Annotated in this window: 12 protein-coding genes; 6 read left to right on the forward strand and 6 right to left on the reverse strand. The window is 64.2% G+C overall.

All coding sequences use genetic code 11. The features are described from left to right. The 5 genes from LH128_RS03355 to LH128_RS03375 all read left to right on the forward strand — a co-directional run. Positions 1-1043, forward strand: a 1043-nt coding sequence (locus tag LH128_RS03355; protein WP_008828170.1) for a class I adenylate-forming enzyme family protein, incomplete at its 5' end; no start/stop codon positions are given. 59 nt (positions 1044-1102) lie between these two features. Then, positions 1103-1663, forward strand: a complete 561-nt coding sequence (locus tag LH128_RS03360; protein ID WP_008828171.1) for a nuclear transport factor 2 family protein — start codon at positions 1103-1105, stop codon at positions 1661-1663. Continuing rightward, the gene (locus tag LH128_RS03365) at positions 1657-2418 is read left to right on the forward strand and encodes an SDR family NAD(P)-dependent oxidoreductase (protein WP_008828172.1); all 762 of its coding nucleotides are present in this window, start codon (positions 1657-1659) and stop codon (positions 2416-2418) included. The genes LH128_RS03360 and LH128_RS03365 overlap by 7 nt, the downstream gene beginning before the upstream one ends. A gap of 46 nt (positions 2419-2464) precedes the next feature. Further along, complete coding sequence (locus LH128_RS03370) at positions 2465-3109, forward strand: carboxymuconolactone decarboxylase family protein (protein ID WP_008828173.1); 645 nt, start codon at positions 2465-2467, stop codon at positions 3107-3109. A gap of 83 nt (positions 3110-3192) precedes the next feature. Next, on the forward strand, positions 3193-5208 hold the full coding sequence (locus LH128_RS03375; RefSeq protein ID WP_008828174.1) for an alpha/beta hydrolase domain-containing protein: 2016 nt from the start codon (positions 3193-3195) through the stop codon (positions 5206-5208). 42 nt (positions 5209-5250) lie between these two features. Here LH128_RS03375 and LH128_RS03380 read toward each other — a convergent pair whose 3' ends face one another. The 3 genes from LH128_RS03380 to LH128_RS03390 are packed head-to-tail and all read right to left on the reverse strand — an operon-like array spanning position 5251 to position 10244. Next, on the reverse strand, positions 5251-6909 hold the full coding sequence (locus tag LH128_RS03380) for a carboxylesterase/lipase family protein (RefSeq protein ID WP_172704919.1): 1659 nt from the start codon (positions 6907-6909) through the stop codon (positions 5251-5253). Positions 6910-6927: 18 nt separating this feature from the next. Next, complete coding sequence (locus LH128_RS03385; protein ID WP_008828176.1) at positions 6928-8403, reverse strand: LVIVD repeat-containing protein; 1476 nt, start codon at positions 8401-8403, stop codon at positions 6928-6930. Beyond that, the gene (locus LH128_RS03390; RefSeq protein ID WP_008828177.1) at positions 8403-10244 is read right to left on the reverse strand and encodes a tannase/feruloyl esterase family alpha/beta hydrolase; all 1842 of its coding nucleotides are present in this window, start codon (positions 10242-10244) and stop codon (positions 8403-8405) included. The genes LH128_RS03385 and LH128_RS03390 overlap by 1 nt, the downstream gene beginning before the upstream one ends. A 220-nt stretch (positions 10245-10464) precedes the next feature. Here LH128_RS03390 and LH128_RS03395 point away from each other — a divergent pair, with 220 nt between their 5' ends. After that, a complete protein-coding gene (locus tag LH128_RS03395) occupies positions 10465-11541 on the forward strand; it encodes an alpha/beta hydrolase (protein ID WP_008828178.1) in 1077 nt (358 codons plus the stop codon). A 34-nt stretch (positions 11542-11575) separates the two neighbouring features. Here LH128_RS03395 and LH128_RS03400 read toward each other — a convergent pair whose 3' ends face one another. From LH128_RS03400 to LH128_RS03410, 3 genes are read right to left on the reverse strand one after another with little or no spacing between them, the layout of a single operon-like run. Then, a complete protein-coding gene (locus LH128_RS03400) occupies positions 11576-12490 on the reverse strand; it encodes a sugar phosphate isomerase/epimerase family protein (protein ID WP_327195048.1) in 915 nt (304 codons plus the stop codon). A gap of 59 nt (positions 12491-12549) precedes the next feature. Continuing rightward, positions 12550-14409: a tannase/feruloyl esterase family alpha/beta hydrolase gene (locus tag LH128_RS03405; RefSeq protein ID WP_008828180.1), complete on the reverse strand. Its 1860-nt coding sequence runs from the start codon at positions 14407-14409 to the stop codon at positions 12550-12552. A gap of 32 nt (positions 14410-14441) precedes the next feature. Next, on the reverse strand, positions 14442-15071 hold the full coding sequence (locus tag LH128_RS03410) for a TetR/AcrR family transcriptional regulator (RefSeq protein WP_008828181.1): 630 nt from the start codon (positions 15069-15071) through the stop codon (positions 14442-14444). Positions 15072-15120: the final 49 nt, after the last annotated feature.

Consider the following 15120-nt stretch of genomic DNA (forward strand, 5'->3'; position numbering starts at 1 on the left):
TCTCCTCGGGCTCGACCGGCAAGGCCAAGGGCATCCTCAGCGCGCATCGCGGCATCTGCCTGCAACTATGGCGCTGGAAGACCTGGTACGCGATCGAGGAGCCACCCCGGACATGGTCGGCGAACGGGTTTTTCTTCTCGGGCAACTTCACCATGGCGCTGGGCGGAACACTGTCCTCGGGCGGATGCCTCGTCCTGCAGCGCACGTTCGATCCCGTGGCTGCCCTGCCGCTCATCGAAAGCGAAAAGGCCACCATGTTGTTGGCTTGGCCACATCAGTGGCCGCAGCTCGAAGCCGTGCCCGGGTATGCCGATGCGGACCTTTCGGCCTTGCGCTACCTCGACGGCAGCTTTCCGCTGGCGCGTCACCCCAGCGTCCATGCCGAATGGACCGAGCCGCGCGCCTACGGCAACACCGAATGCTTCACGCTGATCTCCGTCTATCCCGCGCAAACGCCGATCGGGCTCTCGGCGGGAAGCCATGGGCTGCCGACCGCCGGATCGACCATCAGGATCGTCGATCCGCTGACAGGCCAGACGGTGCCTCTGGGCGAACGCGGCGAAATCGCGGTCAGGAGCCCGACCCTGATGCTCGGCTACATCGGCATCCCGCTTGACGAGACGCTCGACGAGGACGGGTTCTTCCGCACCGGCGATGGCGGCTACCTCGACGCGCAGGGGCGGTTGTTCTGGGAAGGCCGTCTCAACGACATCATCAAGACCGGCGGCGCCAATGTCTCTCCGCTCGAAATCGACGCGGTGCTGCGCGATTGCCCCGGGGTGAAGATCGTCCAGACGGTGGGCATTCCCGATCCGCTGCTGGGCGAACTGGTGGTCAGTTGCATCGTACCGCTGGAGGGTCTCACACCCATGCCCGATGCGATCCGCGCCTATGCCCGCGAACGGCTGGCCAGCTTCAAGGTGCCGCGCAAGGTGCTGTTCTTCGGAGAAAACGAACTGGAAACGACGGGCAGCGCAAAGATCAAGACGGCCGATCTGCGCCTGCTGGCGGCCGCGAGGCTCGCGGAGCAGACTGCGCCCTGACCCTGCCCCGCCATGGCGAACACCGGCCCCGAGCGCCGGACGCAAGCAAGGAGAGAGATATGACTATCGAACAGGAACTCGCGGAACTGAAGGCAACGGTGGCGCATCTCAAGGATCGCCAGGACATCCTTGACTGCATTCAGCGCGAAAGCCGCGCGCGTGATCGCCAGGACGTCGAACAGATCGCCGGATGCTGGTGGGAAGACGGTGTCGATGAACACGGCCCGAGCGTCACTTTCGCGCCGGAGTACCCGGAAAAGGCCAACAAGGGCCACTACACCAACTTCAACATGACCAGCCACAACATCACGAACCATATCTGTGATCTGGATGGCGACGTCGCGCATTGCGAATCCTATGTGATCGGCGGACTGTACTGGCTGGACGGCAAGAGCACCACGATCGCTTTCGGCCGCTATCTCGACCGCTTGGAAAAGCGGAACGGCGAATGGCGCATCGTGGTGCGCCGCTGCACCATCGAGGCCTCGGCGGACTGCGACGGCACCTGGGTCCATTCGAAGAACGTCCAGGGCTTCCTCAAGGCGCTTTGGAGCAAGGAAGACCCGTCCTACGAACGCCCTTACGAATGGAAGCCCCGTGAACAAGGCGTGAGATGGTGACAGCGCCGCGCCTCGCGGGGAAGACGGCGGTGGTCACCGGGGCCGGTTCAGGCATCGGACGCGCCATCGCCGAGACTTTCGCCCGGCACGGCGCCCGCGTTCTGTGCGCCGACGTCAGCGGAGGACAGGACGTGGTGGCCCGCTCGATCGGCGACGACGCCATCTCGCTGCACGTCGATGTCACGCGCGCCGAGGACGTGCGAACGATGATCGCCTGCGCCGAAGAGCATTTCGGACGCATGGACATCCTGTGCAACAACGCCGGCACCACCGGGCCGATGGACGCCCCTCTCCACGAGCAGGACGAGGACGCCTTCGACCAGATCATGGCGGTGAACCTGCGCGGCGTCTATCTTGGCATGCGCTACGCGATCGCCTCGATGCTGCGCACCGGCGGCGGCGCGATCGTCAACACCGCTTCCGCGTCCGGCCTCGTGGGATGGAAGGGCCTCTCTTGCTATTCGGCCTCCAAGGCGGCGGTCGTGCAACTGACCAAGAGCGCTGCCCTGGATTATGCGGAGCGTGGCATCAGGGTCAACGCGGTCTGTCCCGGCACCACCTGGACCGGGATGGTGCCCTGGTCCGGTGGCCTGCGCGTGCCGCGGCAGGGCGAGCCGGCGCTACCCAATGTCCCCATGAACCGCTGGGGTCTCGATCACGAAATCGCGGCGGCGGCGCTGTTCCTCGCCAGTGACGAGGCCGCCTACGTGACTGGCGCCGCACTACCGGTAGATGGCGGCTACGTTGCCGCCTGAAGCCTCTTTTTTCCATAGACCAACCGAGCAGACCAAGGAACTGACCATGCCGATCGACGAAGAGACCATGGGCCGCATCCGCAGCCGCGAAGCAGAACTGCTCGGCCATCCCCCGCGCGTCGAAAGCGTGGACCGTGCCGCGCGGGCGGACGAGATCGTCACCGCAACCAACCGCCTGCGCCAGTCGCTGTTCGGCGACGTACCTGGACTTTCGATCGACCAGGTCCCCCAGATCATGGTGACGATGCTACCGTTCGGTGCCTTGTGGGAACGGATCATGGCCCTGTCCATGGAAGTCATGGGCCCCGCCAGCCGTCTGGCCAAGCGCGACCAGAAGCTGGCCATCCTGCGCACCGGCTGGCTGACGCTGGCACCGTTCGAATTCGGCGAACACGTCCAGCAGGCCCATGCGCTGGGTGTCACCAGCGAGGAAATCGAACGGATGACGGCGCAAGGCTCGGCCGCGCCCGAATGGAGCGCGCACGAACGTGCCGTGCTGCGCTGCGCCGAAGAACTGCACGCCAATGCCTTCGTGAGCGACGAGACCTGGAATACGCTGGCGCTCTCACTCGACATCCAGTGCATTTTCGAACTCGTCGTGCTGATCGGGCAGTTCACGCTGGTTGCCTATTTCCAGAACTCGCTGCGCCTGCCGCTCGAAGCGGGCAACCCGGGCCTTTCAGCCCGCTAGCGCCTGCGCGCACGGACTCGTCCCACCTTCCATGTCTCCCGTGCCGATATCGGCATCGGCGAAATCCGACCAGGACCACCAAGATGTCACTTACCCGCCTCGTCATCGATCACCGCGAACCTTACGCCGGCGGCCACGCCTGGGGCGAGGTGGGCGCCTATGAGCGTCTTACCGGGCGCGCCTGGTTCGAGGTCGACCCGGCAAATCCCCGTAACGCCGTCATCGTCAATCTCGACAAGGCGCCCCGCAACGCCGCCGGCAAGGTGGAATTCAATGCGCCGGTGATCCTGATCAAGCCGGTGGACATGAGCCGGGGCAACGGCAAGATCTTCTACGACATCAACAATCGCGGCAATACCGACCTTGGCCCCGCCGCGGACCCGGCCCGGGTCAACGGCCAGGTGGCGCAGCAGCTGCGCATGGGCTTCGCACTGGTTGACGCTGGTTGGCACGGCGACGGCATCGCCAATCCCGTTCAGCTGTTCCCGGAGTTTCCCATCGCGGTGCAGCCCGACGGAAGCCCGATCGTCGGCGAGGTCCGGCTGGAGTTTTCCGTACCCCTGCCGATGATCAGCCAGTCCTTCGCCCCGTTCTGGCGGGCCTACGAGACGAACGACCGGGACACCGGCGCGTCCCGCCTGGTCATGCGCGAACGGGCTGGAGCGCCGCCGGTCGCCGTCCCGGCCGACCGGTGGGCGTTCGGCACATGCCCGGCAGGCCTCGACAGCTTCGTCGAGACGTCGAGCGACATCACCCTGTTCGACGGCTTCAGCCCCGATCGTCTCTACGAACTGACCTATCCGGCCAAAAACCCGATCGTCATGGGCTTGGCTTATGCCGTGACGCGCGATCTCGCGACGTTCCTGCGCGGTGTGGCGGCCGACACCGACGGCAATGCCAATCCGCTGGGCTTCACGCCCGATCGCCCGGCGCGGCGGGCATATGCGTATGGCGCGTCCTCCACCGGCATGTATCTTCGCGAATACCTCTATTTGGGCTTCAACGAAACCGAGGCAGGCGAGCGGATCTTCGACGGCGTGTTCATCAACACCGGCGGCGCCAACCGCCTTTTCGCCAATGTCGAGTTCGCCCACCCCACGTTCTACGCCGCTCAGGATGGGCATGCCGACTATCTGTCGAACGCCCAGCCCCCCTTCACTTTCGGAATGTCGTTCGATCCCGTTACAGGAACCCGTGACGGCATTCTCAATCGCCCCGAAACGGACCCGGTGGTGATCGAGGCAGTGGACGAGAACAGCTTCTGGACCTGGAAAAATTCGCTCCAGGTAGTGGACGGCCACGGCGATGCGATCCCGATCGCCGACAACGTGCGTCTCTACTACAAGGCCGGGTCGGGCCACCTGGGCATCCATGGCCTGCTGAGCCCGCCGGTCGCCCCGCACGGTTTCATGGGCGAGGCCCGCTATCCGGCGCAGGCGCTGAACGCGCCCGGGATCAACCCCCAGGCCATCGAACGCTCGCTACCAGGCCTGGGCGGAGCGATGGTCGTGGCGCTTGACGAATGGGTGGACAAGGGAATCGCCCCGCCGCCGAGTACTTTCCCCACGCGCGAAAACGGCGGGCTGGTGACGATCGCGCAGTACCATCAGCTGTTTCCCGCGATCCCGGGCTTCACGCCGCCCGACGTGATGGCCGAACTCGACGTCCTAGACTTCGGACCGCAGTTCAGCGCGCGCGGTGGGCGGCTTACGGTACTGCCGCCACGCCATGGTGCGGCCTATCAGCTTTTCGTGCCGCGCCCCGATGCCGATGGTATCTCGGTGGGCGAGCATCGGCCGATGGAAGCGGCCGCACCGCTCGGCACGAACGTCGGCTGGAACCTGCGTCGCGAGGGATGTCGTAGCGGCGACCTGTGCGGGCTGGAGGGATCGTTCATTCCCTTCGCCAAGACCCGCCGGGAACGAGTTTCGTCCGGCGACCCCCGCCCTTCGCTCGAGGAGCGATACGGCAATCGGGCCGGGTTCGTGAAGGCAGTGCGAGCCGCCGCCGAAAATCTGGTGCGCGCACGCTTCATGCTGGAAGCGGAAGTGCCCGCCTGGATCGAAGCCGCCGAAACGACCGATCTGTTTCCAGACTGAACGCGACGGGCGCCGGCTCCGCTAGAGCTGGCGCACTGTCCGTTACGCCATTCCCATGGCCACCGCGTCATGTGCGATCGGATCAGGATCGGCAACCACCCGGCTGTTCGTGTCGAACACCATGTTCAGTCGCTTGCCGGCATCGTAATGCGGCCATGCGAGACCCGGCTGCGAAGGATTTCCGGTCCGTACGAAATTCAACCAGGCGGTTCTCATCACGTCGGACAATCGGTCGACTTCCGGTCCGGAACCGATGAAGCCGGCCGGTAGCTTGGTCCCGAACACCAGCGGCACTTCAGTCCCGTGCGGGCTGCGCAACAGGCGATCGACGACGCGCGGCTCGTAGTCCACGCGATAGAGGTAGACCGGGGCCGCGCCTTGCGCGGACTTGCGATCCGCCATCGTGATCGAGCCGGTCCGGAACAGGCGGTCGGTCATCATCGAGGACACCAGGTAGCTGGGATCGTCACCGGGATAGGCAGCCCTGTAAGCGGCGAACGCCTTTTCGCCGCCTGCGCCCATCAAGGCGACGAACCTGGCCTTCGCCTCGTCCGCCCCCATCGCGCCCAGCGCCGCGTCGCTGGCCATGAACAGCGTTGCCTCGTCCTTGGTCGCACCCAGCATCAGCGGAACGTCGCTGCTGAGGGTGGTGGCGACCGGGTCGAACGGATGCGCCGGGATCGAGCGTCCATCGACCATCGGCGCCAGCGTTCGGCCAACGACGCCGCCCTCGTTCGAGGGCAACCGTACCGCCGATGCCGCGGCGATCACGGTTCGGTAATCGAGCGCCTGAATCTTGTGCACATCCGCCGCAGCAAGGCCAAGCGTTGCCAATGTCCGGCGGGCGAGTTCTTCGGCGTCGGCCTTCTCGACCAGCTTCACCACCGGACCGCTCATCGCGATCGCCTTGTGGAACAGTCCCCTGGCCGGCACCGTGCCCAGCAGGGTTGAGACCTTCGCTCCGCCCCCGCTCTGTCCGAAAATCGTCACGTCGTCCGGGTCGCCGCCGAAGGCCGAGATATTGTCCCGCACCCATTGCAGCGCGAGAACGATGTCGAGCATACCGACGTTACCGCTGTCGGCGAAATCCTCGTGAAGGGCGCCGAGGTACAGGAAGCCCATCGCATTCAGGCGGTGGTTGAGCGAGACATAGACGACGTCGCCACTTTGGGCGAGGACGCTGCCGTCGGTCATCGGATCGAAGCCCGAGCCCATCGCGAAGGCGCCGCCATGCAGCCAGACCATGACCGGCCGTTTACGGCGCGGAGAGGCATCGGGGGTGATGACGTTGAGGACCAGGCAGTCCTCGCTTTCGGGAACCTTTGCGGTGGTCAGCGTTGCCACCGACATCATCACTGGAATACCGCGTGCGGCCGGGTCCATCTTGCCGCTGATGCCCGGCAGCGTGATCGGGCCTTGGGGGGCCTTGGCGCCAAGGACATTGCAATCGCGCACGCCGCTCCACGCCGCAGGCGCGCGCGCCGGCTGGAAGCGGTGCTTCCCGGTATCGGTGCCGTAGGGAATGCCGAAGAACCGGGACAACCCGCCGTTGCTCGTCCCCCGGACCTTGCCGCCGGTGGTTTCCACCACTGGTGAAGCGGTGGCGCCTTGCGCTCCTGCCATATCGGCACAACTGATGCCCGCCGACGTCATGACCAACCCTCCCAGCACGCTCCTGCGATCGAATACAGATCCGTTCATGCCATTACACTCCATCGTTCAACGCCGAGGCTTGAGTACGGGCAGGCCCAGAGCCTTGCGCAATTCGGGCTTCAGCGCGACGACATAGAAGCCACTGGAATTGCACGCGAACCAGATGTTTCCGCTGTCGGGCAGGTAGCGCACGTGCGACATGCACGGGTCGCCCGGCTTGAAATAGGCGATTTCGGCGGGGTTCTTCAGATTGCGCAAGTCGGCGATGCGCAGGCCTGCATACATGAAGGGAAACAGGCCCAGCCGGGTATTCTCGGCGCTGTCGACATCGTTGAAGTGAGTTGAGGCGACGCCGGCGCGTCCGACCATGCCGCCTGTCGCTTTCTCCATCGGACTCGGGGCGGGACAATTCTCCTTGTGGTTCATTGCCAGCCGGAATTCGCCCACGACCTTGGGCGCGCGCTCGTCGGCAATCGAGGTGATGCGCGGCCAAGCACCCGGGCATGCCCCAAGCTCCCCGGCATTGACGATATAAGGCACGCCGCCAATGCGCGCACGCGCCGGGGAATGCCACCCGGCGTGGGCCGCGCTACCGATCAGCCTCAGCTTCGGGTCCGCCTTGCGGGCCACGAAGTCGCTGTTGTCGAATATGAACAGGCCGCCCGCGTCCTGCCCGACCATCGCCGCACTGGGCGTTCCGGGATGCTCGTTCTTGAACTCATGCTCGACGTCGCTGCCCTGCGAATTGGTGACGCCGACGTAGATTCGCCGTGCATCCGGGCTGAAAACGAGTTCGTGCGGAGCGAACTGGAACGTGCTCCCATCGGCGCGGGTGGCCGAGAACTTGCCGACGAAACGCGGCTTCGCCAGATCGGAAATGTCCATGACCTGGATGCCGCCCGCGCCGGTGAACGGATTGAGCACGGTGCCGTAGATATAGCGTCCGTCCGGGGATACCGTGACGGTATGCACCGGCTCTGGCCACTTCACTTCCGCCTTGATCTTGGGATCGGCGCAGGCGCTGACGTCGTAGATCGAAAGCCAGCCTTCCTTCGGTGCGCTCATGCCTTCGACGCCGCCATAGATGCTGGCGACGAGCACGGCCCTGCCCCGCGACGTCGAGGCATGCAGCGTCTCGGTCGCGAACATTGCGCCCTTGTCCTGGAGATAGCGGACGGTCACCGGCGCGGACGGCTTGCTGACATCGATGACCGCGACCCCCGAATTGGCGCTGGCCGGAAGCTGCGCCAGGCTGCCGTCCGGCTTGATCGTCATCCCGCTCGCGACGTAAGCGCAGCGACCCGACCATGCCATGATGAGATTGCCGGTGCGCCCGCCGACGTCGGTATGTCCGATCAGGTCCACCCCTTTCGAATAGGGCACAGGCAGGATCGTGCCAGGATCGGCCTCGGTCGTCTCGCCTTGCTTGCCGGTTTCCAGTCGATCAGGCGTCGCCGCGCTGGCCACTCCCGTTATGGCGAGCGCCATGCCGAGTGCGATTCCGGTCCGCCACCGCAGACGCTGCGTGAAAATCTTGCTCATCAGTCGATAACTCCTGCACGACGACCGCTCTCGCCCAGTTTCAGCATGGACTTGTCCTTGCTCGAACAGGTCCAGTTGGCGGCATCCTTGATGTCTCCCGAGCCGCTATATTTCGCCATCTCCGGGAATTTGCAGAGAGGCATGGTACGGCCCAGCGGCTTGGAATAGTCGGCGCTGATCGGAGTCGGCTTGTATAGCGTCGCCAGCAGGCTGTCCGGGGCCTGGCCCTTTTCGACCCAGTTCTCCATCGCGCTCAGCGCATCAAAGCTTCCCGGGCCGATCGGCAGACCACCGCCGCTGCAATGCGCCGTGCCCGGTAGGGAGAACAGGCGGGCATCCCGCTGGAGCCTGGAGTAACCACCGTGGCGCGCGGCCAGCTTCTTGTAGAGATTGACCGACATGTAGGGGGTCAGCTTCTCGTCGCTGAAATTATGCCAGATCAGCAGTTTGCGATTCTGCGACAGGTAGGTGTCGAACGTCGCCGGATTATGCCCATAGCCCATGCGCATCGCCGCCTGCACGGCTTTGACTTCGGCTTGTGGCACTACACCTCGGAATGCGGTGATACCGCCGGGGCCTCCGTCCCTCAGCTGCACGATATCGCGGGTGCGGAACGCCGGATCGTTCTGGTGCGTGAACACCTTCACCACCGCGTCGCCAAGCGACCACAAGGCGGCCGCCATCGGGTTCGCGGCCCACGGATCCTCCGCCGCGGGATTCGCCGGATAGGGCGCCTGGAAGCTGTTCTGCAGCTCGCTCACGGAATAGCCAGGCTGGACGACATCGCCCTTTTCATCGGTCACGGCCGTCAGCACTGCGCTGAGCGTCTCGAGTTGCGGCCTGCTGAAGCACTGATCGCCGGTCTTCCCGGGGGCGCAGACGGGAACGTCGCGCTCGGGCTTGAAATTGCAGGCCATGGGGTTCTGGATCAGCCCAACCTTGACCCCGTCCAGGCCGTCGCACTGATCCATGACCGTGTGCTGGACGAAGTCGAGTTGCCCCTGCGTGATCCCGGCATCCTTGAAACGGATGGATGCGAAGGTCGTCGCGGTGGAATGGAACGATCGGCCGACGATGTCATACGGCGAACCGGCGATGATCCCGTCGAACTCACCGGGCATGAAGGACGCCGCGACCAGCGCATCGCGGCCACCGCCGGAGCAGCCGCTGAAGTAGGAGCGAGAGATCGCCTGCGGCGCGCCGCTTTCCTGCGCATAGAAGGCGCGGGTGAATTCCTTGCCCATCTTCGCCAGCACCTGCTGCGAGCGATAGAGGAAATCGTCGATCGCATCCTGATCAACCTTGCCCGGCCCCTTCACGGCCCAGCTGCTGGCGGTCATCTCGGTATGGCCCTCGTCGGTCGCGAAGGCGGCATAGCCCTTGCGCATGATCTGGCCGGGGGTGCCCTGGTTGGTGATCGTAATTGTCGGCGCTGCCGGGTTGCTGACGGCGAATGTCCCGCAATGTCCTCCGCATCCAAGCTGAAGGTACTTGCCGTTCCAGTTTTCCGGCAAAGTAGCGAGGAAATTAGAGGTCTTGCCGGTGGCCGGATTGGTGACGTAACTCCCGGTCACCTGACAGAAGGCTGGCACGTCACCCGCGGCCGGAAAGAACTTGATGCCGTCCGCATAGGCCGGCCCGGGAATGTTGGCGATCCGGCCAAGCGTGACCTTGGTGGTCAGGCTATCGGCGATCTTCTGAATATCTGCGGCATTGCACATGTGCGCAAGGTCGACCGATCCAGACGGCGAAGCGGGTGCGGCCGCCAACGGCGCCTCCTCCCCGGTGGTGCACCCGGCGACAAGCGCCGCGGCGATGGCGATGCCAAGGCTCGTGTTCAACCGCACGGTAGACCGGATTCGCGATAACCTCGCCTCAGCCATTATCCTTTTCCCTTCCCTTCAGGTCCGCGCGCATTGCCACGAGTCGAACGACCTTGTCTTCTTACCGACTGAATGGTTAGTTATATTAAATTTGTCTGACAAGCCGTTTTCATGATTCGTCATCTCTCGTCCAATCGGCGTGATCAGGGAGCGGATCACACTGCAGGGAGAGGCCACGATGATACTCGATAGACGCACCATGATCGGCGGTGCGCTGACTGCCGCCGCCACATCGGTCGGCACACCGATGCGCGTGCTAGCCGCCGCTCCTCCTCCCGCCCCGCCTGCGCCTGCCGTGCCTCCCGAACTGCTGCACCCCGAATATCGCGCCTTCGCCGGGCCGCTCGCGCAGTTCAGCAGTGCGGGTCCGCCGATGACCCGCGATGGATTGGAGCAGATGCGCAACGCGCCAAACCCGTTCCCCGACAAGCTGCGCAACGATATCCCGCACGAACGCCGCGTCATCCGTGCGAAGGATGGCCACGACCTTGCTATCTATGTCGTCAATGCCCGCCCGGGGACGGCGAGACCGGCTATCCTGCACATCCATGGCGGCGGCTTCGTAGCCGGCAAGGCCGCCGACGCGGTAGCCGCGCTCCAGGACCTTTGCGCGACGCTGGATTGCGTCGCGGTTTCCGTCGACTACCGTCTTGCGCCCGAGACCCGCTGGAAAGGGTCGCTGGAGGACAATTACGACGGGCTTTCGTGGCTGTTCGATCATGCCGCGGAACTAGGCGCGGACCGCAGGCGGATCGCGGTCATGGGTGAAAGCGCGGGCGGGGGTCACGCTGCCCTTCTCGCGATCGCCGCGCGGGACCGCGGCAAGGTGCCGCTCTGCTTCCAGTGCCTCGTCTATCCCATGCTGGATGACCGGACCGGGACCACGGTAAAACCGCCGCCGCATGTCGGAACGCTGTTGTGGACTGCGGGTCGCAACCACTTTGGATGGGAGAGCCTTCTGGGCGTGCCTCCCGGCAGCAGACAAGTGCCGATCGCCGCGGTTCCGGCCAGGATAAGCGATCTCACCGGCCTGCCGCCCGCCTTCATCGGCGTCGGTACGCTCGATCTGTTCTGTCTGGAAGACGTCGAATATGCTCAACGCCTTCTGAAAAATGGGGTTCAGACCGAACTGCTCGTCGTCCCGGGGGTCTTCCATGGATTCGACAACCGGATGTTCCCGACCAAACTGAGGGAGTGGTTCACCAATACCAAGATCAACGCCTTGCGACGGGGCTTCGGCATCATGCCGACCTGATCCGAGCCGGGGCCGCGCGCCGCGAAAGCCGCCTTCAACGGATCTTGCGGCCGCCCCTGATCATTCGGATGGTCTCCGCCGCGCGCAAGGCGTCCCCCATTCCATCGACGGTGGTATCGAGTTCGACATAGCCGGTCGCATGGCAGGTACGATCGATTTCGGGCAGGAGCCTTGCGAAATCCATGTCGCCTCCTCCGAGCAGTCGCAGGCGCTGCATCGGACCAAGGGAGGCATCGCCGATAGCGTCCTTCAGGTGCAGGGAGACGACCCGTTCCTTCAGGCTCTTGACCAGATGCAAGACATCGGCGCCGCCTACGTAGGCCCAGGCAAGATCGATTTCGAAGGCCACGAGGCCGGGTGGATAGGTTCGCGCGATCAGCCTGAGTGGCGCTTCTCCGCCGATCGGCGCATGGTCCCACCAGTGGTTGTGATAGGCCAGGGTCAGCCCGCCTGCGCGGGCCGCCTCGGCCAACCTTCCCAATTCGGGGAGCCAGGCATCGAACTGGGCGCGCGTCGCAACGCCCATCGGCGTGGAGGAAAAGAAGATCGGCGCCGCAGTATAGGCCATGACCGAGGCACCGATGGCCGCGGCGGCATCGACCTGCTCCTCTACGCCACACGCGAATCCATAACGCACGACGCCCACCGCCATTCCGCAGTCGCGTACCATGCGCGCCTTGTCCTCGGCCGACGGTTCAGGCGGTTCACGGTCCGAATAGGGCGCCAGCCGGAATCCGAAATGGGTATAACCCATCGCGGCGATCCGACGTAGCGTTCCCGCATAGTCCTCGCGCAACTCCTTGCGCACGGTCGCATCGGTCAACCCCAGCGTGACAGGCCGATGAGCCGACGAGAGGAGCGGCCCGGCAGCCGCCCCCGCCTCGACCTTGCCCAACACGATCGCGGCAGCGCCTGCCGCAGTGCATCGAATGACGGAGCGCCGGCTCAAACCTCGACTGGCAGGCGCTGCTTGCATCAGTTTCATCGTTCTCGCCCTCCGTGCGACCGCTAGTTACGAACGCCGGCCTGCACGCCGCTCTCGCCTACCTGCAGCATCCGCTTGTCACGTGGATCGCACTCCCAGTTGCGTCCGTCGTTGACGTCGCCATGTCCCTTGTAGCGCGCCATTTCCGGGAACTTGCAAAGCGGCATCGTCCGACCGGGAACCTTGTCGAAGTCCTTCACGCCGAACCCGTTCACCGGATAAAAGGTGGCGGCCAGCGAATCCGGCGCCTCGCCCTTTTCCACCCAGTTCTCCATTGCTCCAATCGCATCGAAGGAGTTGGGTCCTATGCCGCCCATGCTGCAGTGGGGAGTCCCGGGGAGGCTGAACAGGCGGATGCTCTGTTGCAACCGGCCATAGCCCCCGTGCCGCCTGGCGAGTGCCTTATACAGGTTATAGGAAGTATAGGGGGTCAGCACGGTATCCGACAGGTTGTGCCAGATCATCAGCTTCGTCTTCGAATTCAGCAACGCGTCGTAGTTCTCCACGAAATGGCCCGTGCCCAACCGGGCCTTGTCGTGCAGGAGCGCGACCTCCGATCGCGGCACCACGATATGATAGTTGCTGACCGGGCCTGGGCCGCCGCTGCGAAAGCCTATGACGGAGCGCGTGTGGAAGGCGGGATCGTTTTCGTGGACGAAGACCTTGAGCATAGCGTCAGCAAGGGGCCAGTAGCCATTGCGCGCCACATCGCCGTTGTCCGATCCGGGAAACGGCTCCGGCGCCGTCAGATCCGCGGGACGCTTTGGAGTGATGAACGACATCGCCTGAATCTCGCTGACCGACAAACCGGGCTGAACGATGTTCCCCTCCTCGTCGGTGACCGCGCTGAGCAGTGCACTCACGGTTTCGGCCTGCTCACTCGTGAAGCACTTGCCGCCGCTTTCGCCGGGTTTGCAAATCGGCAGGTCGCGCTCGGGACGGAAATTGCAGGCCGCCGGGTTCTGGATGAGGCCATCTTCCACCCCGTCCAGCTTGTCGCACTGCGCCTTCACGATCGGGTCTATCAGCTTGATGAGGTCGGCTGGAACGAACGCGCCGGGCGAACGCAGCGACGCGATGGGAACGCCGGCGAATTGGAACGCAGTGCCTGCCGTGCTGTAGGGCGATCCACCGATGATGCCGTCGAACTCGGTCGGGAAGTAGGAGGCTGCGACCAGCGCGTCGCGGCCTCCACCGGAACAGCCGTTGAAGTACGAGTGCGTGATGACCTGAGGACGCTTGGCCAAGGCGCCGTAGAACGCGGTCGTGAAGGCTTTGCCCATCCGGGCGAGGACCTTGTCGGCACGATAGTAAAGGTCGGTGACCGCATCCTGATCGACTTGTCCGGACGCCTTGACGGCCCAGGTGCCGCCGGCAAGCCCGACGTGGCCCTCGTCCGTCGCAAAAGCGGCATAACCCCGCTTGATCGCATCCATCGGCTTGCCCTGGCTCGTAATAACGATGGTCGGCATCGCCGGATCGCTGACGAAGAACTGGCCACAATGCCCCGAACAGCCGATCTGCATGTACTTGCCATTCCAGTGCGCCGGAAGCGTCGCCATGAAGTTGGCGGTTTTTCCTGTCGCCGGATTAGTGACGAAGCTGCCCACCGTCTGGCAGAACGCGGGAGCCCCCTCCCTGGCCGGATAGAAGCGCGTTCCTGCGGGCACGGTTGCGCCATTGGGAATAGGCTTCACAGTAACGCCGCCCAGCGATTGCGCGACGCGGTTCATCACCTCAGGCGTGCACGCGGCGGCCAGAACCTCGTCGTCCAATTGCGCCGGCGCTGTGACGGCGACGCTTTCGCCAGGCGCCGGTTGCGTGACGCTGCATCCACCCAGCCCCAACATCGCGGCGGTCATCGCGGCCGGCAGCAGGTTCAATCTAACCATAGCCATCATCTTCTCCCCGTTTTTCAGTTGCTTTGCACACTCGGTTCGCACGCACCGCGCAGGATTGTTTCAAACGCCTTGTCGCATTGCCCGACGAGATCGAATGCACTGCCTGAACGGACCCATTGCTGAGCAAGTCCGATCAGCAATGCACAAATGTGACGGGCCGTGACTTCGGGTTCGGGCACAAGCGAACTCAACAGCCGCGTGAACAGGTCCAGCATCATCTGCTCGCGCACCCTGAACCAGTCGTGCCCGGGATGAGTCGGGTCGATCGCCTCGGACTGAAGCGTGAGTGCAAAGCGATCGAGGGCCGGCCGACTGACACATCGCTCGGCCATCGCATGCAACAGCACCATCAACGCTTCATGAGCTCGGTCGGTCTCGCGGCTTTGTGCCGCATCTTCGACCAGAGGGCTGAGGATTACTGCATCGCGCCGCTCGAGTTCGTCGAGCAGCGCAAGCAGGACGCCGTCCTTCGATCCGAAATGATAAAGGATGCCGGCATTTGACAGATCGCAACGGGCGGCAAGCGCTTGGACGGTAAAACCGTTGAAGCCGTGCTGGCCAATAAGGCCAAAGGCCTCCTCCAGAATGCTGTCGCGACGATCTGCAGGTTTTTGGCGCGTGCGACGTTTGGTGACTGCCACCATCCGATTCCTTACTGAATGGTTGGTAGATATAAGAAGGCGCGAAGCGCGA

This window comes from Sphingomonas sp. LH128, from assembly GCF_000293195.2.
In the GTDB taxonomy this organism is placed as follows: Bacteria; Pseudomonadota; Alphaproteobacteria; order Sphingomonadales; family Sphingomonadaceae; genus Novosphingobium; species Novosphingobium resinovorum_A.

Bases quoted from the DNA above. Each gene is read 5' to 3' on its own strand.
- LH128_RS03360 (WP_008828171.1), top strand. From the start codon at position 1,103: ATGACTATCGAACAGGAACTCGCGGAACTGAAGGCAACGGTGGCGCAT.
- LH128_RS03365 (WP_008828172.1), top strand. From the start codon at position 1,657: ATGGTGACAGCGCCGCGCCTCGCGGGGAAGACGGCGGTGGTCACCGGG.
- LH128_RS03370 (WP_008828173.1), top strand. From the start codon at position 2,465: ATGCCGATCGACGAAGAGACCATGGGCCGCATCCGCAGCCGCGAAGCA.
- LH128_RS03375 (WP_008828174.1), top strand. From the start codon at position 3,193: ATGTCACTTACCCGCCTCGTCATCGATCACCGCGAACCTTACGCCGGC.
- LH128_RS03380 (WP_172704919.1), bottom strand. From the start codon at position 6,909: ATGAACGGATCTGTATTCGATCGCAGGAGCGTGCTGGGAGGGTTGGTC.
- LH128_RS03385 (WP_008828176.1), bottom strand. From the start codon at position 8,403: ATGAGCAAGATTTTCACGCAGCGTCTGCGGTGGCGGACCGGAATCGCA.
- LH128_RS03395 (WP_008828178.1), top strand. From the start codon at position 10,465: ATGATACTCGATAGACGCACCATGATCGGCGGTGCGCTGACTGCCGCC.
- LH128_RS03410 (WP_008828181.1), bottom strand. From the start codon at position 15,071: ATGGTGGCAGTCACCAAACGTCGCACGCGCCAAAAACCTGCAGATCGT.